Annotated in this window: 19 protein-coding genes; 14 read left to right on the forward strand and 5 right to left on the reverse strand. The window is 62.6% G+C overall.

What is annotated here, in order from left to right; genetic code table 11:
- Window positions 1-37 precede the first annotated feature (37 nt).
- Entirely contained in the window at window positions 38-1,180 is a 1,143-nt protein-coding gene (locus GN300_RS20335; RefSeq protein ID WP_007728582.1) for an acyl-CoA dehydrogenase family protein, read from the reverse strand.
- Between the two features lie 57 nt (window positions 1,181-1,237).
- Here GN300_RS20335 and GN300_RS20340 point away from each other — a divergent pair, with 57 nt between their 5' ends.
- Window positions 1,238-1,816: a TetR/AcrR family transcriptional regulator gene (locus GN300_RS20340; RefSeq protein WP_003940885.1), complete on the forward strand. Its 579-nt coding sequence runs from the start codon at window positions 1,238-1,240 to the stop codon at window positions 1,814-1,816.
- 22 nt (window positions 1,817-1,838) lie between these two features.
- Window positions 1,839-2,396 carry an NADPH-dependent FMN reductase gene (locus tag GN300_RS20345; RefSeq protein WP_003940967.1) on the forward strand — a complete coding sequence of 186 codons (558 nt, stop codon included), beginning with the start codon at window positions 1,839-1,841 and terminating at the stop codon, window positions 2,394-2,396.
- A 16-nt stretch (window positions 2,397-2,412) separates the two neighbouring features.
- Here GN300_RS20345 and eccE read toward each other — a convergent pair whose 3' ends face one another.
- On the reverse strand, window positions 2,413-4,053 hold the full coding sequence (eccE, locus tag GN300_RS20350; protein WP_063316704.1) for a type VII secretion protein EccE: 1,641 nt from the start codon (window positions 4,051-4,053) through the stop codon (window positions 2,413-2,415).
- A gap of 97 nt (window positions 4,054-4,150) precedes the next feature.
- On the opposite strand from eccE, the gene eccB reads away from it, so the two are divergent.
- Window positions 4,151-5,617 carry a type VII secretion protein EccB gene (gene eccB, locus GN300_RS20355; RefSeq protein WP_082845801.1) on the forward strand — a complete coding sequence of 489 codons (1,467 nt, stop codon included), beginning with the start codon at window positions 4,151-4,153 and terminating at the stop codon, window positions 5,615-5,617.
- Window positions 5,618-5,631: 14 nt separating this feature from the next.
- Here eccB and mycP read toward each other — a convergent pair whose 3' ends face one another.
- Together mycP and eccD are read right to left on the reverse strand one after the other, a co-directional pair.
- The gene (mycP, locus tag GN300_RS20360) at window positions 5,632-7,044 is read right to left on the reverse strand and encodes a type VII secretion-associated serine protease mycosin (RefSeq protein WP_063316703.1); all 1,413 of its coding nucleotides are present in this window, start codon (window positions 7,042-7,044) and stop codon (window positions 5,632-5,634) included.
- A gap of 14 nt (window positions 7,045-7,058) precedes the next feature.
- Window positions 7,059-8,525: a type VII secretion integral membrane protein EccD gene (gene eccD, locus GN300_RS20365; protein ID WP_063316764.1), complete on the reverse strand. Its 1,467-nt coding sequence runs from the start codon at window positions 8,523-8,525 to the stop codon at window positions 7,059-7,061.
- Window positions 8,526-8,760: 235 nt separating this feature from the next.
- Here eccD and eccCa point away from each other — a divergent pair, with 235 nt between their 5' ends.
- The 10 genes from eccCa to GN300_RS20415 all read left to right on the forward strand — a co-directional run bounded on the left by eccCa (window position 8,761) and on the right by GN300_RS20415 (window position 19,723).
- Window positions 8,761-12,765 (forward strand): type VII secretion protein EccCa, encoded by a 4,005-nt coding sequence (gene eccCa, locus GN300_RS20370; RefSeq protein ID WP_063316762.1) that lies wholly within the window; start codon window positions 8,761-8,763, stop codon window positions 12,763-12,765.
- 56 nt (window positions 12,766-12,821) lie between these two features.
- Window positions 12,822-14,264: a type VII secretion-associated protein gene (locus GN300_RS20375; protein ID WP_233405674.1), complete on the forward strand. Its 1,443-nt coding sequence runs from the start codon at window positions 12,822-12,824 to the stop codon at window positions 14,262-14,264.
- A 184-nt stretch (window positions 14,265-14,448) separates the two neighbouring features.
- A complete protein-coding gene (locus GN300_RS20380) occupies window positions 14,449-14,754 on the forward strand; it encodes a WXG100 family type VII secretion target (protein WP_003940986.1) in 306 nt (101 codons plus the stop codon).
- Between the two features lie 100 nt (window positions 14,755-14,854).
- Window positions 14,855-15,148: a WXG100 family type VII secretion target gene (locus GN300_RS20385; protein ID WP_003940975.1), complete on the forward strand. Its 294-nt coding sequence runs from the start codon at window positions 14,855-14,857 to the stop codon at window positions 15,146-15,148.
- A gap of 290 nt (window positions 15,149-15,438) precedes the next feature.
- The gene (gene rplM / locus GN300_RS20390; protein ID WP_003940842.1) at window positions 15,439-15,882 is read left to right on the forward strand and encodes a 50S ribosomal protein L13; all 444 of its coding nucleotides are present in this window, start codon (window positions 15,439-15,441) and stop codon (window positions 15,880-15,882) included.
- A complete protein-coding gene (gene rpsI, locus GN300_RS20395; protein WP_007728596.1) occupies window positions 15,879-16,388 on the forward strand; it encodes a 30S ribosomal protein S9 in 510 nt (169 codons plus the stop codon). Before rplM ends, rpsI begins: the two co-directional genes overlap by 4 nt.
- Before the next feature lie 154 nt (window positions 16,389-16,542).
- Entirely contained in the window at window positions 16,543-17,880 is a 1,338-nt protein-coding gene (gene glmM / locus GN300_RS20400; RefSeq protein ID WP_063316702.1) for a phosphoglucosamine mutase, read from the forward strand.
- Between the two features lie 111 nt (window positions 17,881-17,991).
- A complete protein-coding gene (locus tag GN300_RS20405) occupies window positions 17,992-18,297 on the forward strand; it encodes a hypothetical protein (protein WP_063316701.1) in 306 nt (101 codons plus the stop codon).
- A gap of 80 nt (window positions 18,298-18,377) precedes the next feature.
- Window positions 18,378-19,442, forward strand: a complete 1,065-nt coding sequence (locus GN300_RS20410) for a hypothetical protein (protein WP_233405675.1) — start codon at window positions 18,378-18,380, stop codon at window positions 19,440-19,442.
- The gene (locus GN300_RS20415) at window positions 19,439-19,723 is read left to right on the forward strand and encodes a hypothetical protein (RefSeq protein WP_003940907.1); all 285 of its coding nucleotides are present in this window, start codon (window positions 19,439-19,441) and stop codon (window positions 19,721-19,723) included. Before GN300_RS20410 ends, GN300_RS20415 begins: the two co-directional genes overlap by 4 nt.
- Here GN300_RS20415 and GN300_RS20420 read toward each other — a convergent pair.
- Window positions 19,684-20,523 carry a dienelactone hydrolase family protein gene (locus GN300_RS20420; protein WP_003941000.1) on the reverse strand — a complete coding sequence of 280 codons (840 nt, stop codon included), beginning with the start codon at window positions 20,521-20,523 and terminating at the stop codon, window positions 19,684-19,686. The two genes, GN300_RS20415 and GN300_RS20420, sit on opposite strands and share 40 nt — an antisense overlap.
- A 112-nt stretch (window positions 20,524-20,635) precedes the next feature.
- On the opposite strand from GN300_RS20420, the gene glmS reads away from it, so the two are divergent.
- A complete protein-coding gene (gene glmS / locus GN300_RS20425; RefSeq protein ID WP_003940837.1) occupies window positions 20,636-22,498 on the forward strand; it encodes a glutamine--fructose-6-phosphate transaminase (isomerizing) in 1,863 nt (620 codons plus the stop codon).
- The last annotated feature ends 18 nt before the right edge of the window (window positions 22,499-22,516 follow it).

Raw genomic sequence — 22,516 nt, forward strand, 5'->3', positions numbered from 1 at the left:
TCCCATTCTGTGTGGGAGGGCATTCGTATCGGGGGGGCTATCCCGCCAGTTGGCGCGCGATGACCAATCGCTGAATCTGGTTGGTGCCCTCGAAGATCTGCGTGATCTTGGCCTCGCGCATGTAGCGCTCGACGGGGAAGTCCTGGGTGTATCCGTACCCGCCGAATACCTGAACGGCGTCGGTGGTGACCTTCATTGCCGCGTCGGTGGCCACGAGCTTGGCGACGCTCGCGTTGCGTGAATACGGAACTCCGGCGTCGCGGCGGCGGGCTGCATCGAGGTAGGTGGCTCGCGCGGAGTCGACTGCGGCAGCCATGTCCGCGAGCACGAAACCGAGTCCCTGGTGATCGATGATCCGCTTGCCGAATGCCTTGCGCTCCTTCGCGTAAGCGACCGCGTCGTCGAGCGCGCCTTGAGCGATTCCGACGGCAACGGCAGCGATTCCGAGTCGGCCGGAGTCGAGAGCGCTGAAGGCAATCGGCAGCCCCTGGCCGCGCTGACCGATCAATCGCTCCTCAGGAATGAAGGCGTCGTCGTAGTTCGCGGAGGCAGTGGGGACCGCGCGTAGCCCCATCTTCTCTTCGGGTTTTCCGAAGCTGAGGCCTTCGGTGTCCTTGTCCACCAGGAGGCAGGAGACGCCGCGTGAACCGTCGTCACTGGTGCGTGCGAAGAGGTTGTAGAAGTCCGCCTTGCCGCCGTTGGTGATCCAGGCTTTCGAACCGTTGACGCGGTAGCCACCGTCGGTGGGCGTCGCCTTGCACGACAACGCGGCGGCGTCGGATCCGGCCTGCGCTTCGGAAAGGCTGTACGCGCCGATGGTGTTGCCGCCCAGCATGTCCGGTAGCCAGCGGTTCTTCTGTTCGTCGGTGCCGAAGGTGAACAGCGGGAAGCACGACAGGCTGTGCACGCTCACCGCCACTGCAACCGCTGCCCAGCGTGAGGCGATCTCTTCGAGCACTTGGAGGTACACCTCGTACGGCTGATCGCCGCCGCCGAACTCCTCGGGATACGGAAGGCTCAGCAGACCCGCCTGTCCGAGTGCGGGGAACACTCCGTCTGGATACTTCTCGGCCTTCTCGTATTCGTTGACCTTGGGCGCGAGTACCTTGTCCGCGACATCACGCGTCAGTTCGATGAGATCGCGAGCTTCTTGGCTGGGCATCAGGCGTTCGACGGGCACGGTCGGCTCCTAGCTAGGTAATAGTACTGAGAACGATACTGCAGTACTGTTGTAGGTATGGCAAGGCTGGTTCACAAGACGACTGCGCGCAGGGCAGAGTTGTTCGATCAATTGGTCGAACTGTTCTTGAGCGAGGGTTTCGCCCACCTCACGCTCGACGAGATCTCAGCTCGTCTGCACTGCTCCAAGAGCACCTTGTACACCGTGGCGGCCGGCAAAGAGGATCTGGTGCGGGCGGTGACAGTGCACTTCTTCCGGGCGGCGACCGATGCAGTGGAGAGTGCAGTCGCCGCCGAAACGGCCCCGACTCGTCGAGTCGCGGTGTATCTCGAAGCAGTGGGTGATCGGCTGTCCGCGGCGTCCAGTCAGTTCATGGAAGACCTGGCCGAATCGGTGTCGGCGAGCCAGGTCTACGAGAAGAACACGTCGATCGCTGCTGATCGTGTGCGATCGCTCATCGTCGAGGGGGTCGATTCGGGCGCATTCCGGCAGGTACACGCATCATTTGTCGCCGATGCCGCTGCGGCGACGATGGTTCGGATCCAGCAACGCGCGGTCTACCGGGCAACTGGTCTGGACGATGCCAGCGCTTATCGGGAACTGGCAGCACTCATCACGGACGGGATCACTGCGTGATCAGTCGCTAGCATCGACGTTCATGGCACCTTTGAACGTCGAAGTCATCGTAGGTTCGGTCCGCGAGGGGCGAATGGGACGAGCAGTGGCGGACTGGTTTGTCGAGCGCGCAACCGCGAACCCGTCGTGGAACGTATCGGTGATCGACCTCAGAGAGCTGTCGTTGCCCCAGGATTTCTCGGATTCACCTGCCACGGAGGTTTTCCGCCGGCGAATCGGGCGCGCCGACGCTGTTGTCGCCGTGACCTCCGAATACAACCACGGGTATCCGGCTGCTCTCAAGACCGCATTCGATTCGGTGAAACACGAGTGGCGTGCCAAGCCGATCGGATTCGTGTCCTACGGCGGGATTTCAGGTGGTGTTCGGGCCGTCGAGCAACTGAGGCAAGTGGTGGCGGAGTTGCACATGGTCTCGGTGCGTCAAAGCGTGACCATTCACCGGGTGCGTAAGCAATTCGGACACGAGCCGTACGGCGTGGATTCGATTGCGATCGATGCAAGCGAGAAGATGATTCGTGAATTGGATTGGTGGGGAAGCGGATTGCGGATGCAACGTGCAAGTGATCCCTATCCCGGCTGATCTTGGACATACGCGATCACGCCATCTGGTGAGCGTCGCCGGCTCGTGGACGGCCGATGAACGATGTCTCGGAAGCGATGGTCACGAGAGTCAGGTCGACGCGTGTACGGCCGGTTTCGACCGTGATCTTGTCACCGAGTGCGAATGGCTGGACTATCGAGATTTCAGGGTCGACCCGAGGCCATTGGCGTGGATGTCCGTACACATAGATTGCGGTCACGCCGGCACGCGGAGATAACCCCTCGACGCCGTCGAACACGACAGTGTTGAAGGCGCCCTCAGGCCCACCGCCCTGCCCGGACACGCGGAGTCGGTCAGGCACTCCCATCGAGTCGGTGAGCGCGGTCCACGCTTGCGGTCGATCGGTGTGGACGAGTACCAGTGCGCCGGTCGCGATGGCTCGAAAGATCAACTGCTGAGCCAGATAGAGTTCGCCGGCGACAAGAACGGTGTTGACGCCCGGCCCCGAAATTCTGGCCGCGACACCGTGCCCGTTTCGGTCCGAGCCGATGAGTTGGCCGCACCCGGCAAGGGGTAGAGCGAGTGAGTCGAGTGTGCCCCCGTCCATGCGAACGCCCGGCGTGATGCCGTCCAGCGCGGCCAATGCGGTTGGCAAGTTGGTCAGCAATCCGTCGCGCTGGCGCCCACGTAGCGAGACCAAACCGGCCAGCGGTGCGTTCTCAGGTGGATTGCGCGTGGTGAAGCGACATGTCGCACTGACCTTCGCCTCTCCGCGTTGTCCGGTGGGTCGTAACCGAATTGTCACGGACGTCCCGACCGTTGCCACTGCCCACACTCGGGTCAGGGTCGCAGTGGTGATGAAACGGGGTTCGATCCCAAATCCGACGTTGGACACGCCAGGCAAGGGGGTACTTCGCCACGTTTCGGTGACCTCGTGGCCGGCCACTCCTCTTTTCACCTGGGCAGTGGACGACGCGATCTCCGGTGCGGTCAGGATCCGCGCCTTGCACCCCGCTGAATCGAGCACCCGGATGACACGATTGGCGGCAACAGCTATCGCGCGGCCGGCGCCCTGTTCGCCCCCGCCCCGGCGTTCGACTGCTGCACCACCCTCCAGCGCGTCGAAACGTAGTGCAAGCCAAACACTTCTGGTGGCGGTGGCTGGTAGTGGTCCGATGAGACGTTCGTAGACTTCGGTGGCAGGCGTTCCCGACGCGGCGCGGTATCCGTGACTGACGATGTCGATGCCGGTGAGTGAGATGTCGTGCTGATAGAGACAATTGGCGAGGGCTGCCGTGGGCAGAAGGTGGGAAGCGTCGAACGAATGACGGCCGATCCTGGTCAGGTAGTCGCGTGGGGGAGCGATCTCGACGACAGCGACGAGCGAAGATCCGTCCACTCGGAGCCCGATGGACTGCTCGGAGGGAGTGTGAAAACTGACGATCGTGCTGCGGTCGACGTCCTTGCGGTGCAGATAGCGAAAGTACCTGACAATCCAGGACATTACCGACCAACCGCCCACATGAAGCAGCATTGATCCGGCAACCACACAACCGATTGCCAGCGCCCAGAACCAATCGAGCCCACTGGCCATCGCGATTCCGCCCGCACCGATTCCGAAAATCTGTGCCGGCACGAACTCGCGCGTCGAAATCCTGTGTGACGACGGCCAATGCTTCAACCGCGATCGGTCCACGGTTCCTCCCCGATACCTGACCTGCGAACTACCCGAAAATTTCCGCCCCAGCGGAACTGTACTGTGTCTTCGCAAGGGGATGTAAGGCACGGGGGGAATGATGGCTGCGACACCTACCACGCGCTGGCAGGTCAACGGGTACCGATTCTTGGTCAGGCGGATGGAACATGCGCTGGTCAGACGAGACGTGCGGATGCTTCACGATCCGATGCGATCACAGTCGCGCGCGTTCACCGTCGGAATAGTCCTCGCTGCACTGGGATTGGCGGGTTGCGCTGTACTCGCTCTGTTTCGGCCACAGGACAGAATCGGCGATGCAGAGATCGTCGTTGCAAAGGAATCGGGCGCGATGTTCGTCGCCATGGAGGGTACGTTTCGCCCTGTGCTGAACTTGGCCTCCGCACGACTGATTCTGGGTTCGCCAGGAAAACCGGCAATAGTCAAGGCATCCGAGGTCGAGGCGAAACCCCGGGGCGCGCTCGTCGGCATTCCCGGCGCACCGTCCGCGCTGCCGGAATCGGCCGACCCTACCAACGCCGCGTGGACGGTGTGCGATTCCGTCGGATCCGACGGGAGAAAATCGTTGACGACTTCGGTCCTGGTCGGCTCGTCCAATGTCGGCGAAAACACGACATATCTGACGAATGACCGTGCATTCCTGGTGAAGTCGGGTTCCGATCACTTTCTCGTGTACGACGGGAAGCGAGCGGAAATCGATGTGGACGATCCGGCGATCATGCGGGCTTTGGGCCTGGAAGGAGCACAGGCGCGGCCGATCAGTATCGGATTCCTCAATTCGATTCCCGAAGTTCCGCGCATCGAGGCTCCGCGAATCCGCCAACTGGGATCGGCGCCCCGGTTTCCTCTGCAGAACAAGACTGTCGGCTCCGTCGTCCAGGTTTCGGTGGGTGCGGACCCGCAGTACTACGTGGTACTCGAGAACGGGATCCAGAAGATCGGTGCGGCGCTCGCCCAACTGATCTACTTTTCGGATTCGCAGGGCGCCACCGGGATCGCGAGCGTCACCCCTGATGCCATCAGTCGTATTCCCTCGGTGAGTGAGCTGGCCGTCGACTTGTTGCCGCGGGTGGTTCCGGAGATCGTCGATGATCACGGCGCACCTGTCGGCTGTCTGGAATGGGCTCCCGCACCTGCAGTCGAGGGCGGCGAAAGTAGTTCTGCAACGCTGAAACTTGTCGCTGGATTGCAGGTTCCGATCCCGGAGGGTGGCAAGTTGGTGTCCTTGGCGCAGGCGGACGGATCGGGTGACAATCTCGACAACGTCCATGTCGAACAGGGATTCGGCGGATTTGTTCAAGCGACCGGAATCGAGACGAACAGCACCAGGCACGACGGAGTGTTCTACGTAGCCGATACCGGTGTGAAGTACGGCGTACCGGACGAAACCTCCGCTCGCGCGCTCGGATTGACGCGAACGCCTGATCGCGCGCCTTGGCAGATTCTCGACCTGCTTGCATCAGGTCCCGCGCTCGAGAAGAGCAATGCACTGATAGCTCACGACGGAATCGCCCCCGATACAGCGCCGGCCGCTCCGGTGAACTGAACACTGCTGACGGTTCAGGGATCGATGTTCTGGCGTTCGGGAAGATGCCGACGAATTACTCGACGAAGAGGCATCGATGCCAACAGCGTCAGTAGGGCGAGGGTGCCGACCGTTCCGGCTCCGACGAGTGCCGTGTCGCGAGATCGGTTGTCGGGGGTCGGCGGCGTGGGTAGGGGATCGATCGACACCGACTGATGGTTGACCTTGACGCGTTCTCCTGGGGCCAATTCGCCCGTCACTGCCGCAAGTGGATCGATGACGCCGTGACCGACGTAGGGATTCCAACCCTGCGCCGGAGCGTGGGCGGTGGCTTCGATACGTTGCATGACCTGAGGCGCAGTCAGTTCCGGGTGAACCGACCGGACCAGTGCGGCGGTTGCCGCGACAAAGGGCGCAGCGAAACTGGTCCCGTTGAACGACTGTACGGCGCCGTCGGAGCCGTACACCCCGTTGGTCAGACCGGGCGACGTCGGGTGAAGTGAGGTGATTCCGGTGCCGGGCGCCGCCACGTCGACCCACGGACCGCCGAGGCTGAAGGAACTGGCGGCGCCATTGGGGTCTACCGACCCGACCGTGAGGACATAGTCGTCGTACCAAGCCGGACTGGCAATCGTCGCAACCGAGTTCCATGGATCGGCTAAGGGGTCGACGGGATCCGGCGGCGGATTCTGGTTCTTGCAACCTCCGGATCCGACGTTACCTGCAGCTGCGACGACTACGACGTTCTTCGCGATCGTGGCGTATTCGATTGCAGCGCCGAGTCGTTGGTCGTTGATCCCGTCCCCGGCAGGCTTGCAGGCGACTTCGGAGATGTTGATGACGCTTGCACCCATGTCCGCAGCGTGACGGACGGCCGATGCCATGGTGTCGACGTTTCCGTACCCGGATGAGTTCTCGGCTGCAGCAGGGTCTTCGCGTTGGCCGGCCACCGAGAAGGCGGCACTGGACTGCCTGATCGAAATTATCTGTGCGTCAGGCGCAGCTCCGGAGAATCCGGAACCCTCGACTTGCTGGGCGGCGATGAGACCGGCCACGACTGTTCCATGTGCGTCACAATCGTCGGTGCCGTCGGAGGTACCGACGTAATCACCGCCGCCGTCGAGCGATGGCAGCCGGGGATGTCTGCTGACACCGGTGTCGATGACGGCAATTCGCTGTCCGGCCCCTCTGGTGATCGGCCACACAGAATCGAATCCCAGATCTCGTTGAGAACGTGGAATGTCCGCATCGTCACCACCTGCCACGGCTGGGACGCACAGGGTTCGTTGTTCGGTGGGTTGTGGAGGTGCGGGCGGACCGTCCTCCGGCAGCATTGCAGGATCGATGGGGGAGGGAACCGCGCTCGATGCGCCACCTGCCCCGGCGAGAACGCTGAAGGCGACGATCACGAGACTGGCGCAGATGTTTGTTGCACGTCGAATCACCATCGATCACCGATCGCTCAGAGGCTACGCATGAGCGCGAAGAGGCCACTGACCCAGCAGATCAGCGGAACGATTGCTGCAATCGCAGCGAGGTCCAACAGCTCGGCAGCGCGTCGCATAACGGGGCTGAATGTGTTCTGGGGGGCGAGGATTCCCAGAATCAGTGCCAGGAGGAGAACGGTCATCGTGATGGCGAAGATGACCAATGCATGGTCGCGATGGGTCCATGCCATGTCGCCCAGGAGAACGAGAATCACCGAGATGCCTGCCGCGATGAGTGGCACAGCCTGCTGTGCGCCCGCGTAGGTGCGCCCGCGAAACATCAGCACGACGGCCGTCGCGAATGCGAGAGCAAGATTCGGCCAGACGATCCCCTGACCAGGCCAGGACCACGCGAGTGCGACGGCAGCGACGAGCGCGACCACTGACGTGGCCACGATCAGCCCGGTCAGATAGTTACGCGCCCGCCCTGCCCTTTCGGCCAACTCGGTCAGCCCGGGTAGTTCGGGTTCGGGCAGTTCGTCGCGGTCGTCGTCGAGGGGATTACTCGGCGTCGGAACAGGGGGAAGCGGTAGTCGCGCGAACAACATCGACAGTCGAGCGGTGAACGTGAGAACGATAAATGCGGCGGCAATCACCGCGCCGCTGACGGTCGCGGTGCGCGCCCCGGGAAGCGTGGTAGTGACGGCAAAGGTGCCCACCGCCGCGAGAAGGACGACGAGAAGTGCGGTGAAGACAGCTAATCCGGCGCCGCACAAGCGGAAGCAGATCAGAGTTACCGCAGCGGCAAATGCCGAACCGAGAAGCAGATGAGCCGAAAGAACAGTGCCGGGCACGCAGAGTGCGCCGGAGATGAACGCCAGTGGCACCGAAGCGCATCCGAGCGTGACGGAACTTGCAGAGTCTCCGTACACCCGCGCCGCCACGGCGGCGGCGACTGTGAGCACCAAAGACGTCACTCCGCCGCAGACGGCGCCGATCAGTCCCGTGTCGCCGAGGACCAGGGCGAGGGCCGCGACGAGCGCAGCGACGAGGGCGGCGGTCGAGCCGACAATGCGCGCGGTGACCGGAGTCCAGCGTCGGTAGACGTCCGCATCCGTGGCCGCGACGGTGTACATGATGTCGTCGAAGAGTGGGGGCGGGGCAGCGGTGTCCGAGGCCTCGAGTACGAGCAATTCTCCATCGCGGATTCCGTGCTCGTGCAGCGACAGCGTCGGTGCCAGCGGTGACCTGCCGACTTTCGACAGAGTCCAGTCGACGGGCTCGAATTGTTCGGTGGTGTGGTCGAACTCGTTGAAATTGCTGTGGTTGACAATTGTGTCCACAATGCCCGTAATGACCACGGTGAGTGGAACACGAAGCGGCACCGCAAGATCCACCTGCGAATGGGCTGAAAGTACCGTCAACCTGCACAGTTCGGCAGAATGACTCGCGCCTCGTCCGTTTCCGGTGTTCGCAGCGCTGGTTGTAGTGGTGCTGGTCAAGATCTGTCCCCTCCCATGACGCGATTCCCCCTTCGCGTCACCCCAGTTCACCCGAACAATACGACATGAACTGCGCGCCTGTATCGAAGACAGCGCCGACAACAGGTGGCACCGACCCGAGTGTCGGTGTTGTGATCTACTCTCTTGCAATTGCGCGAGTACGCCTTGGGGGGCCGGCGGTAGTCGGACGAGGCGCCTGGCGGCAACAGCTGCAGCACCGATGGGGGTGGGTGAATTGAGCACTGTCAGATTTGCGCGTCGAGCACGCCTTGAATCGCCGCGCACACCGGGCGGCGAGGTGACGCTTCAGCCCCCACCGGAGATACCTCGCGTCACGCCGGGAAATCTACTGACCAAACTACTTCCGGTGATCATGGTGGTTGCCATGATCGGCATGGTGGCGCTGATGTTCTCTTCCGGCATGGCGCGCAATCCGATGTCCCTGCTGTTTCCGGTCATGATGATGGTGTCGATGCTCGGAATGCTCGCCGGGGGCGGTCGTAGCGGTGGAGCAAGAGCGTCCGAAGCGAACGAGGACCGCAAGGACTACCTCCGGTACCTGGATCAGATGCGTAGTGATGTTGCTGCGACGTCTGGTGCGCAGCGTGCTGCTCTCGAGTGGAGCAATCCCGAGCCGTCGCTGCTTTGGACACTGGCCGGGACTGTGCGGATGTGGGAGCGTCAGATCACCGACTCGGACTACTGCCACGTTCGGGTAGGTCTGGGTACACAGCGATTGGCCACCAGACTCGTGTCTCCGGAGACCGGGCCGGTCGAGGATCTCGAACCCGTCGCTGCTGTCTCACTTCGGCGATTCGTCCGTGCACATTCGGTTGTGCAGGACCTGCCGACCGCCGTCTCGCTTCGCGGATTTGCTGCGATGTCCATCGAGGGGCAGAGAGATTCCGCTCGTGCGCTTGTCCGCTCGATGTTGATGCAGCTGTGCACATTCCACGGTCCGGACACGCTCCAAGTTGCGGTGGTGTGCGGTCCCGATACCGAATCCGAGTGGGAGTGGGTCAAGTGGCTCCCACACGTGCAACACCCGCAGTCTCAGGACGGCACCGGCACTGCACGCATGGTGTTCGGTTCGTATCTCGAATTCGAAAGTTCCCTCGGGGAACCGCTTTCGATGCGTGCTCGATTCGCTCGCAACACTCCAGCCAGTGTGGGCGTTCCGCATCTCGTGTTGGTCGTGGACGGTGGCTTACTCGAAGGTGACACCGGCCTGTTGTCCGAATCCGGGCTCGACTCGGTGACCGTCCTCGACCTCTGCGGGTTCTGCCCGCGGCTGGTGGCGACGCGTGGGTTGCGACTGGTCGTCGGTAGCGATCAGATCGGCGCGGTGAGCAGCGCAGGAGTTGAGAACTTTGCGAGGCCCGACGCTGCGACGACGAGCCTGGCGCAGGCGTTCGGGCGTCGCATCGCACCGTTCCGTGCGGCATCGCAGAATGCCGTCGACGCAGCTGACGACGACCGATCCCTTCGGACGTGGAGCCAGATGTTGGGGATAGGAAACGTTGCGAGGTTCAATCCTGAGCATGGCTGGCTTCCACGTCAGGGGCGCGACCGACTCCGCGTGCCGATCGGTGTCGGACAAGACGGAAACCCCGTCGAACTGGATCTGAAGGAGTCGGCCGAGAACGGTATGGGTCCGCACGGGCTGTGTATCGGAGCCACCGGTTCTGGCAAGTCGGAGTTCCTGCGAACCTTGGTGCTCGGCCTGATCGCGACCCACTCTCCCGACGCACTGAACCTCGTCCTGATCGACTTCAAAGGTGGTGCAACCTTTCTCGGCCTCGAGGAGGCGCCGCACGTTGCTGCGATCATCACCAACCTTGCCGAGGAATTGGCGATGGTCGATCGTATGAAGGACGCGCTCGCCGGCGAAATGAATCGTCGACAAGAACTGTTGCGTGCGGCAGGAAACTTCGCAAACGTGTCCGATTACGAGAAGGCGAGGCTGGCTGGCGCTGCACTCGATCCGTTACCGGCACTCTTCGTGGTTGTCGACGAGTTTTCCGAACTGCTCAGTCAGCAGCCGGAATTTGCCGAATTGTTCGTGGCCATCGGGCGATTGGGCAGGTCACTTCACATTCACCTGCTGCTGGCCAGTCAGCGACTCGACGAAGGAAAGCTTCGGGGTCTCGACAGCCATCTTTCGTATCGCGTCGGGTTGAAAACGTTCTCGGCGAACGAGTCTCGTTCCGTCCTCGGCGTTCCCGATGCTTATCACCTTCCGGGTACACCCGGTGCGGGATACCTGAAGTCCGATTCTGCTGAGATCGTTCGCTTCCAAGGTGCGTACGTGTCAGGCCCGTACGAGGGCGAGCGGATCGTGCCCACTCGATTCTCGATCGATTCCCCCGTCGAACTGGCGCCGCTGCCGTTTACCGCGAAGCCCGTGATCGGACCAGAGGCCGTTGTCGTTCCCGTCGAGCCCGACGTCGTCGACATGGGTGAAATCGGTGACGATGCACGTACTCTCATGGGAGTCCTCGTAGACCGCATGCGCGGTCACGGTCCACGTGCGCATGAAGTGTGGCTCCCGCCGCTCGAGTCATCTCCGACGCTTGACCAGTTGTTGCCGCGGTGGGCGACCGGTGATCAACCTCGCGGAAATCTGAGCGCACCCTTCGGCATAGTCGACAGGCCGTTCGATCAGCGCCGCGATCTACTCGTCGCCGATCTCAACGGATCGACTGGCAACCTCGCGATTGTCGGCGGCCCGCAGTCGGGAAAGTCGACGGCGTTGCGCACGTTGATCTTGTCTCTGAGCATGACGCACACGCCGGAACAGATTCAGTTCTACTGCCTCGACTTCGGCGGTGGAACGCTCCTCGGATTGAAAGATCTGCCGCACGTCGGATCGGTGGCAAACCGCTTGGATTCCGACCGCGTCCGGCGCACAGTTGCCGAGGTACTCGGTGTGGTCGCCAAACGGGAGCGACTGTTTCGTGACCTCGGCATCGAATCGATGGCCGATTTCCGTAGATTGCGAACAGTTGATCCCGCCGGGGAAGGTGAGGCTGCGGGACTCCGAGAGGACCCGTACGGTGACGTCTTCCTCGTCGTCGACGGTTGGCCAAGCGTTCGTTCGGATTTCGAATCACTCGAGCCCCAGATCAACATGCTCGCCGGTCAAGGTTTGTCCTTCGGTGTACACGTGATCGTCACGACGTCGAGGTGGGCCGAGATCCGGCCGGCACTCAAGGATCAACTGGGTACTCGCATCGAACTTCGTTTGGGTGATCCGGGAGATTCGGATGCGGGTCGCCGGAAAGCCGGCCTGGTGCCGGAAGGTCGACCGGGTCGTGGCATCACTCGCGACGGACTCCACTTTCTCACCGGACTACCTCGAATCGACGGCCTACCGGGTAGTGAGAACTCGAGTACGGCTGTGGTGGCGACGGTCGAACGTATTGCAGCCATGTCGAATTCGCGTCCGGCACCCACCGTGCGGATGCTCCCGGGTTCCTACTCGCGGGCAGAACTTCTCGAAGCTGTCGGGACCCGGTGGCCCTCACCGAGTGCGGCCGACGGTCGGTGCCTCACCGTGCCGATCGGGCTCGGTGAGACCGACCTCGCCCCGGTGTACATGGACTTCCGGGAACACCCGCACCTGTTGATATTCGGCGACACCGCGTGTGGGAAGACATCTCTCTTGCGTGGAATAGCCGAAGGGATCATCGCGTCGAACACACCGGCCCAGGCCAAGCTGATCATCGGTGACTATCGGCATTCCCTGCTGGGCGTGGTCGAAGGGAATCACCTCGGCGGGTACTCGGCGTCGTCGACGACCTTCGGTGAGTTGATGGTCGACTTGGCTCGGATCGTCGCTGCCAGAATGCCGAACGCCGAAACAACGCAGCAGCAATTGCGGGAACGGTCGTGGTGGAGTGGGCCGGAGATTTACGTACTGATCGACGACTACGACCTTGTGGCCACACCGAGTGGAAATCCGGTGGCGCCGTTGCTCGAATACATTCCGCACTCCAAGGACATCGGTTTGCACCTGGTTATTGCCCGCCGTTCCGGTGGTGCGGCCAGAGCACTGTACGAGCCGGTCATTGCGAGAATTCGCGACATGGCGCCGGCCGGATTGATCATGAGCGGAAGCCGTGACGAGGGAAATCTCGTCGGCACTGTCCGCGCGTCGGCGATGCCGGAAGGCCGTGGGGTCTACGTTTCCCGCTCGCAAACCCAACTTGTCCAAGTTCCGTGGATACCACCGCTGTGACCGCTCCGTCCGCAGTGTCGGTCTCGTTACATTGGGGTGCATCGAATATCTGGGTCGTGTCGGGTCAACGCGAATTCTGTTGCAGTGCAGACCTCCGACGCGAACCGGCGTCGGGCCCCGGTGCGGCCGGCGAGAATGCGATCGATTACATCGACGACGATTATGTCGACGTGGATGGTCGGGTTGTCCCGACTGTCTTGGAGGTGGCCAGGCTGATCTCCAGTGCGATGGACGGGTGCGGAATCGTCGACGCAGACATTCTTCATCTCAGTCATCCCTCGGATTGGGGTGCCCCACGCAGGCGGCGATTGCTCGATGCCGCACGTCGAGTGGCGCACGACGTCGTACTCGTTCCGACGTCGATCGCGGCGGCGAGGTCGGCTCATACGGCTTGGCGATCGCGGTGTGTCGTCCTCGAACTGCGAGGCGGAACGGTGGTCGCTTCTGTTGTCGCTGAGGTCGACGGTGAACTCCGAATCGACGGAACACAAAGTTCGGAGATCGCAGACGTTGCGGGGTTGTTTTCCGCAATCGGGGATCTATCGGTTCGGGACGCTGTGGTGTTGGTCGGGCCGAGCTCTCATGCTGTTGCGGCTTCGCTCGAACGGGGGTCGACGAATGTTCACGGCCACGCGAGCATCCGAATTCTGGACGAGAGCCGGGTGGCTGCGTCTCTGGTGGATCCTCAGACGCTCGTTCGCCAGACAACCGCGCGGGACAGTTCGGGACGAATCGTCGACAATTCGGCTTTTGGCGCCGGGTGGGTAGGCGATACGGATGGCGCGAAGTCGATTCCTTCCTTGGACTCGAATGCCTCTTCGCCGCGTCGCGTCGGCGGGCGGCGCGGAGGCCGTCGATGGTTCGCGGCGACGCTTGCGGTGGTCGCCGTCGCCGGTGCGGTCGCAGGAACGGTGGTGGTGTCCACTCGCGATCGAAACGATTCTCGGTTGACGGGGTCGGTCGCAGCCACGGCGGAAGACGAAGTAGAGATCGTGGAGGCGTCGAAGGATCAGGAAACGCCTGCGCCGAAGACTTCGATCTCGTCGATCGAGTCCGGTGCCACGCCGGAACTCACGCGTGTGGACGTGGGAAGCGTTGCGGCAGAGGTACCTTCCGATTGGAAGCTTCTGTCGCGAGGGACCTCGAGCGGGCGTACCGATTTGGTACCCGGTTCCGGCGCGGATCGCAAGATCGTGGTCATCGAGAAACGTCTTGCGGAAGGTGTGGGATTCGATTCCGTCGAAGCCGTTTTGCGTCAGCAGTTTTCGACGTTCGAGGACCCATTGCGGTTCGCAGAGTTTTCTGTGCTCGACGATGCCGCAGGAAAACAGGCAGTGGTGTACGTCGAGTTTCCGGACGATTTCTCCGAGGTGCGTTGGCACGTGTACGTCGACAACGGACGGCAAGTGAGTATCGGCTGCCAGTATCTGGTCGGTGAGTGGGGCAGTCTCGAAGCGGACTGCCTGCGGATGTGGCAGTCGGTCGAATTCACACCGTGACCGGATCGGTCGGTTCTGAAAATATTCTTCGGTCGGGCCGGAACCGTTGGCACGAAGGTCGCGTCAAAGTATGTGTAGCGCACATCAGGGAGTTCCGCTCGACCCCGGTGCACATCCGACGGACAAAGCCCGTTGTGTGTGATCGCCGATACCGAACGGTACTCACCGAATCCAGGGGGACGACATGGGCTTTACCGCAACTACCGCTGAATTGATCGATTCGGCGGGGACCATCGACGGACATCTCGGTGACATCAGGGGGCTGGTCAACGCTGTTCGGTCGGAGGCCGACGCTTCGCACAATTCGTGGAACGGTGCGGCGCAGGTCGAATACGCAGGAATCATGGAGCGATACAACAGCGCGGCCCTGAAGTTGGACACAGCTCTGACCGACATCTGCGAGCAGATCAAACAGGCCGCGGGAACCTTCGACTCGACCGAAGACGACAACGTCAGCTCGCTTCGCGGCGCGACGGTGAACATGTCCTGACCGCCAGCTCTTCATCGTCCGATCAAGCAATCCTCAGCCAGTAGTTCTCGCAAGTTAGTTCTCACAATTTCTCTCCAGTCACACCGAACCGGGAGCAGTTATGTCCGACAGGATCAAGTACGACTTCGGCGGCCTCGCAATGCTGTCCGATCAGATGAAACAGCAGGCCAAAGCGATCAACGACAAACAGGGCGACATCAAGGTTGTCGTGGACAAGCTGCAAGCAGGCTGGGAAGGGGCAGGTTCCGAAGCGTGGAACGACGCACAGCGTCGCTGGGCTCAGGCTTCCGAAGAACTGAACATGGTTCTCGCGCAGATCGCCGGAGCGACGGCGAGCGGCTCGGAGAAGATGCAGGAAGCTGATCGGATCGCGGCAAACGGGTTCGGTCGCTGACAACATCCCATGCCGTGATGACACCCCGCCTGCCCCGGTACCGTCAGGTTGCCGGGGCAGGCGCATGTCGATCGCTCGCATCGCTGTGCTGGACGATGATGCTGTTGGCAGGAATGGCTGCGCTTTGACCTGGCAGCGGGTAGACCGGTATCGTCTATCGGTGGCGTGCCGTAGGGCTCCGGCAGAAATGCGTGGAGACCGGCGGTTCTCGGGTCTCAACTGGCCGCCGAGGATCGTTTACGCGATACGCACATGGTCAGCAGTGGAATGAATTAAGACGAGGAAGATCTGTGTCTACGTACACCCCGAAGGCCGGAGATGTGACCCACACGTGGCACGTCATCGACGCCACTGACGTGGTGCTCGGCCGTCTTGCCGTTCAGGCAGCGAACTTGCTGCGTGGCAAGCACAAGCCCACCTACGCGCCGCACATCGACGGTGGTGACTTCGTTGTCATCATCAACGCAGAGAAGGTTGCCATCAGCGGCAACAAGCTGCAGGGCAAGAATGTTTACCACCACTCCGGATTCCCGGGTGGCCTGAAGTCCCGCACTGTCGGTGAGGTCCTCGACAGGACTCCCGATCGTCTCGTCGAGAAGGCCATTGTCGGCATGCTCCCCAAGACGAAGCTCGGCCGCGCAATGAGCAGCAAGCTCAAGGTTTACGCGGGCCCGAATCACCCCCACACCGCGCAGCAGCCGGTGCCGTTCGAGATCAAGCAGGTCGCACAGTGACATCGCCGGAAGAGCAGAACGTGTCCGAAGAGAACATCGAAGCAGTGGAAGAGCTTGTCTCTGACGCAGTCGAGGTCGTCGAAGAGGTTGCTGCAGCTACGCTCGCACCGATCGTCCTCGATCGCCCGGTCCAGACCGTCGGTCGCCGTAAGGAGGCTGTCGTTCGCGTCCGGATGGCTCCCGGTACCGGTCAGTTCAAGCTCAACGGTCGTACGTTGGAGGACTACTTCCCCAACAAGGTTCACCAGCAGCTGATCAAGGCTCCGCTGGTGCTCGTCGAGCGTCCCGAGTCTTTCGACATCATTGCACTGCTGCACGGTGGCGGCCCGTCCGGTCAGGCAGGCGCACTGCGTCTGGCTATCGCGCGCGCACTCATCGAGGTAACCCCTGATGATCGTCCGGCCCTCAAGCGTGCAGGCTTCCTGACGCGTGACGCCCGCGCGGTCGAGCGTAAGAAGTACGGCCTGAAGAAGGCCCGTAAGGCATCGCAGTACTCCAAGCGCTGATGCTTTGCCGAGGTTGACCCGACGGGTCTGCTTCGGCACCTGTTCACCACAAGAGCGGGCGTCCATCGTTAACGGACGCTCGCTCTTGTGTTTCTCGGAGAAATTCCCTTCTCGAGTTCCCTTCTCGAGGTTCACAGGATTCAGGAGTCGTTCTATGGGTCGGTTGTTCGGTACTGACGGTGTTCGTGGACTTGCCAATTCGGATCTGACTGCAGATCTTGCATTGAGATTGGCAGTTGCCGCGGCGAGCGTACTGACAGCCGACAGCTCGGACGCTCGTCCGACCGCCGTGATCGGCCGCGATCCTCGCGCCAGCGGTGAGATGCTTCAAGCCGCGGTGACCGCAGGATTGAGTTCCGCGGGTGTCGACGTGCTCGACGTGGGTGTTCTTCCGACTCCGGCAGTTGCATACTTGACGGCAAAGCTCGACGCCAGTCTCGGTGTCATGATCTCTGCATCGCATAATCCCATGCCGGACAACGGAATCAAGATTTTCGCAGCCGGTGGACACAAGCTGGATGATGCTGTCGAGGTGGCGATCGAGGATGCACTCGACGGCACTGCGCCGCCCGTCCTACCGACAGGTGCCGGGATCGGCCGCGTCCGTACGGTCGACGACGCCGCTCAGCTGTACCTTGCGCATCTGGCGAGCGCGGCGAGCGAGCCACTCGCTGGACTCACCGTTGTGGTCGACTGCGCCAACGGCGCTGCTTCCGCGCTCGCACCGGTTGCCTACGCGGCAGCGGGCGCTCGCGTCATCGCGATCAGCGCCGATCCCGACGGCCTCAACATCAACGACGGCTGCGGATCGACGCACCTGGAGAATCTTCAGAAAGCCGTAGTCGATCACGGGGCGGACCTAGGCCTCGCGCACGACGGCGACGCCGACCGTTGCCTGGCCGTCGACGAGACCGGAGCGGTGGTCGACGGTGACGCGATCATGGCAGTTCTGGCGATCGCGATGAACGACGCCGGTGAGTTGGTCGAGAACACTCTCGTCGCGACTGTCATGAGCAATCTCGGTTTGCACATCGCGATGCGCGAGGCCGGTATCAACATCGTGACTGCTGCCGTAGGCGACCGCTACGTCTTGGAGGAACTGCGCGCGGGCGGATACAGCCTCGGTGGCGAGCAGTCAGGCCATGTCGTGTTGCCGGCGTTCGGCACCACGGGCGATGGGATTCTCACCGGCCTCCGGCTGCTCGGACGCATGGCTCGCACGGGTAAGTCGGCATCCGCGCTGGCCGCAACGATGACAACCCTCCCGCAGGTTCTGATCAACGTGAAGGTCGGGGACAAGGCGACAGTCGCAGCATCGCCGTCGGTACTCGCAGCAGTCGCGGACGCAGAGCGCGTCCTCGGTGACGGTGGTCGCGTGCTCCTGCGCCCGTCCGGGACAGAGCAACTGGTCCGCGTCATGGTCGAGGCCACCGAACTTCCGCTCGCGCAGAAGCTGGCCGACGAGTTGGCCGAGATCGTCGGTTCGGTTTAGCCCCTCATTACGGCATTCGCGTTTTGAGGGAACGTAATTGCGCCCTGCTGCGTCCAAGGAGTCAAAGGCCGCTCGACGTTCGAGTGGTTCCGCTGAAACTTGGGGGCGCTCGTGGATGTCGACCGCGCTGGAACAGATGAATTGGCGCGCCATGCGGTGTCGGTGGCCCAGGCTCTGCGCGATTCTGCGGACCCGATCAGGCGTCTGCGATTCAGCGGTGCCGTTTCGGGCCGTGATTACGCCGAGCATGGAGCCGCGTTGGCGTCGGCATTGGCGGTCCTGAATTCTCGCTTGACTGGCCGTGCGGATCTTCTCGATGGGTTGGCGCGTCGGCTTTCCTCTTCGGCTGAGGTGATCGCTGAGGTGGACGGTCAGGGTGCGCAGCGATTGCGAGACTCCAGCGGGTCGGTCTCATGAGACGGACGAGCGGTACCGCACAGGCAGTACCAAACAGCTACTATTGCGTCGAAGATATTCTTGCACTGCGTGATTCGCGCGTGCGTCCTGACGAAATCCTGGATGCTGGTGCGAGGGGACTGCAGTTCTTCGATCGATTTCACGACCTGGCCTCTCGGTTGGGCTTCGAAGAACGGATGCTTACGTCCTACGAGGATGCGTATCGCGCAGAGGCTGGTATCGATTTCGAGGCACTAATGCGAGATGCGTCGGACATGGCCGCAGCGGTGGACGGTTCGGTCGCCGAGATCGCGATGCTGACGACCCTGGCGGAGAATCTTCCTTCAGTGTGGAATGTTTCCGGCGTGGGTGCGGTCGTAGATCAGGCCTTCGCGGCGCGGCGTGAAGCTCGGTCCGATGCGGATTCGGCGCCACTGTTGATCACGCTGGCCGACGAGTTCGCGCGGACGGTTCGAACGGCTTTGGCAGACAAGGCTTTCAAGGTGGCAAGCCTCGACCGGGCGACAATCGGCGGTCTGGGTGCGGGGGAGATCGACCAGCTGACTCACGTCGCTTCCACCGGTCGTGGTGCGGCGCCATGGCTGGACACGGTTTTTCGTTCGGCGTATCTCGATACTCGCGATGAATTCGACAGGGCGTGTGCGGAGTGCGCGAGCGCGGTTGGTCATGCTTTTGACGCCGCGACCCAGTGGGTGACAGACGCGTTCACGTCAACCTTTCCGATCGCCGAGCCGAGTGCATCCGGTGTCGCCGCCGCTCCTGTCTCTTTCTCGATCGGCGGCAACACTTGGGGCTTCTCGATTGCGTCCGACGGTCGTGGGGTGAGTCTGGATGTTGCAGGTGCTGACGGGAACTCTGTGTCGGCCACCCTGGAGTTGAGCGAAAATGGTTGGCCGAGAATAGTGCTCGATGCCGATCCGGAGATGTCGCTGCACGAGGCGCGCCCGCAAGAAGCGTCCCAGCCTGCGACACTCCAGCCCGAAACTCCCGACCCTGAGATTCGCGAGCACGAGGTGCCGGTCGAAACCACCGCCGAAGTCTCGCCCGTGCCGGACCCGGAGCCGCCTGTCACAGTCCCTGACGGGTCGATCGTGGTCCCCGGCGGAGAGACGGGCGCTGAGTTGGCCGGAGCTGGTCCGCTGTGAAGTCCGTTCACGCGCCGTTCGAAGCGATCCGTCGAACCCTCGATTCTCAACTCGACGACTTCCGTGAGCGCAGAGTGGCCGCAGCGAGCGCGGAATCGCACCAGGAGCCGCCGTCCGAAACGACATCCGCCGAGAATGACACGGATGGGCCGGTCAGGTCCGGCCCGTATCTGCGATCCGCGTCAGAGCCGACGCCGACGCCGCCGTGCTCGCCGCCGGAGTCGGTGGCGAGTACGGACTCCTACTTACGCAACAGCTGGCTGGCCCGCGCGTCGGAGTGAGGTTCGACCGGCAGCAACGGCGCCGTGTGCGGAATCTCGACGTCGGGATCAGCAAAATCCTTGTACTTCTTGTCGCCGGTCAGATGGAACAACAGGAAGCCCGTGAGCAGGCACCGTGTGGCGGCCTGTGTCTTGCGCTCGGATCCACCAAGGCCCAGGGCGCCGAGGAGTCGGCGGCCTTCGATCAGTCCGGCGTCTTGGGCGTCGTTCACGGTACGTGCGATGACAGGACCGCCCCACTCCACGCTCAGCGGCCGGGCATTGCTGGTCAAGGAATCGACGTCGTCTTCGCCGGCGAGGATCAATCCGGGCGCTGTGATCTTCGACGCGTAGTTCTCCGCCTTGGGTGCTGTCGGGGCCGGGAACAGTGCGGCTACCGCACCGACATCCCCGCGCTGCGCTGCGGCCAGTACCGCAGCGCCCGCGCCCATGCCGTGACCGGCAAAGGCGACCCGATCGGGTTGGACGCTGATCTGTCCGGGGCCGAGTCGCACGCCGACGCAGATGTCGAGCGTCGCTCGAAGATCTGCAGCCAATCCGAGATGTGACGGGACCGGACCGCGTTCGCTGTCGGGCGCCGCTGCGACAATTCCCCAGGAAGCGAGGTGCTGGAGTGTCTGCTCGTACTTGTGGGACCCGACCATCCACCCGTGCGCGAAGGCAACGGCGGGGAGATTGAAACCGGTTTCCGGCGTGTACACGACACCCGGCTGTCCGGCCAGGGCGAGGTTGCCGCGGAGAACTCGGTGCGGGCCGCGCTTGGACAGCTCACGGGTCAGTGTCTTCAGTTTCGGTGCCACGGTTGAAGACGTTATCCGATGAGCCGCCTCGTGTATGCGGAGCGGACGCCGCAACCAGGTGCGGGAACCGCAAAATGCGCCCACCGCCGATGTCCAAGTACCCTGAGTCACCATGTGCGGAATCGTGGGATACGTCGGCCACCGCCCAGCTCTGGGCGTTGTGGTGGAGGCTTTGCGACGAATGGAGTATCGCGGGTACGACTCGTCGGGAATCGCGATTCTCGACGGAACCGGTGGGGTCGAGATCGAGCGTAAGGCCGGTAAGTTGGCCAACCTCGAGGCGGAGCTCGGCGAGTACGGTGCGGATCACTTCGTCGGTACGTCCGGTATGGGCCATACCCGTTGGGCGACGCATGGGCGTCCGACGGACCGCAATGCGCACCCGCATCGTGATGCCTCGGGCAAGCTGGCTGTCGTTCACAACGGAATCATCGAGAATTTTGCCCCGCTGCGTGCGGAGCTCGAGGCTGCAGGCGTCGAACTGCAGAGCGACACGGATTCCGAGGTCGCGGTTCACCTCGTCGCCCGGGCGTACGCCCAGGGGCCGACGGCAGGTGATTTCATCGAGAGTGCGCTGTCGGTGGTTCGTCGGTTGGAAGGTGCGTTCACGCTCGTCTTCACGCACGCTGATCATGCGGACACGATTGTCGCCGCGCGCCGCTCGACACCGCTCGTAGTCGGTGTCGGTGAGGGCGAGATGTTCCTCGGCTCCGACGTCGCTGCATTCATCGAGCACACACGCGATGCGGTTGAACTCGGACAGGATCAGGCAGTGGTGATCACTGCCGACAGCTACCGGATCTCCGACTTCGCGGGTAACGAGGCAGAAGGACGCCCGTTCCGCATCGACTGGGATCTCGCGGCCGCCGAAAAGGGTGGTCACGATTACTTCATGCTCAAGGAGATCGAAGAGCAGCCGACCGCTGTCGCCGACACGCTCCTCGGCCACTTCGAGAACGGGAAGATCGTCCTCGACGAGCAGCGGTTGTCCGATCAGGAACTGCGCGACGTCGACAAGGTGTTCGTTGTCGCTTGCGGTAGCGCTTACCACTCCGGTCTGTTGGCGAAGTACGCGATCGAGCATTGGACGCGTCTACCTGTCGAGGTCGAACTCGCCAGCGAATTCCGTTACCGCGACCCGGTTCTCGATCGCTCGACGCTTGTTGTCGCAATCTCGCAGTCGGGGGAAACGGCCGATACGCTCGAGGCTGTCAAGCACGCCAAGGACCAGAAGGCACGCGTCCTGGCGATCTGCAACACCAACGGTGCACAGATCCCGCGTGAAGCCGACGCAGTTCTCTACACGCGGGCAGGACCGGAAATCGCGGTCGCGTCCACCAAGGCGTTCCTGGCGCAGGTGACCGCGAACTACCTCGTCGGTTTGGCTTTGGCGCAGGCTCGCGGAACCAAGTATCCGGACGAGGTCGCCCGCGAGTACGCCGACCTCGAAGCGATGCCCGCATTGGTCAGCAAGGTGCTCGAGACGGCAGAACCGGTGCGCGCGTTGGCGCGCCAGTTCGCGCACGCGTCGACCGTGCTGTTCCTGGGGCGTCACGTCGGCTACCCGGTGGCGCTCGAGGGTGCGCTCAAGCTCAAGGAGCTTGCGTACATGCACGCCGAGGGCTTTGCCGCCGGTGAGCTCAAGCACGGCCCGATCGCCTTGATCGAGGAGGACCTTCCGGTCATCATCGTCATGCCGTCGCCGCAGGGCCGCGCTGTCCTGCACTCGAAGTTGGTGTCCAACATTCAGGAGATCAAGGCGCGCGGGGCGACGACTATCGTCATCGCTGAGGAAGGCGACACCGTCGCCGCGGCGCACGCGGATCACCTGATCGAGATTCCGGCGTCACCGACTCTGCTGCAGCCGTTGCTGTCCACGGTTCCGTTGCAGATCTTTGCGGCCGAGGTTGCCGCGGCGCGTGGCTACGACGTCGACAAGCCGCGTAACCTGGCGAAATCGGTTACGGTCGAGTAGCTTTCGCTAGAAAATCGG

The sequence above is a fragment of the Rhodococcus sp. Ni2 genome (assembly GCF_021352185.1).
Classification (GTDB): Bacteria; Actinomycetota; Actinomycetes; order Mycobacteriales; family Mycobacteriaceae; genus Rhodococcus_F; species Rhodococcus_F qingshengii.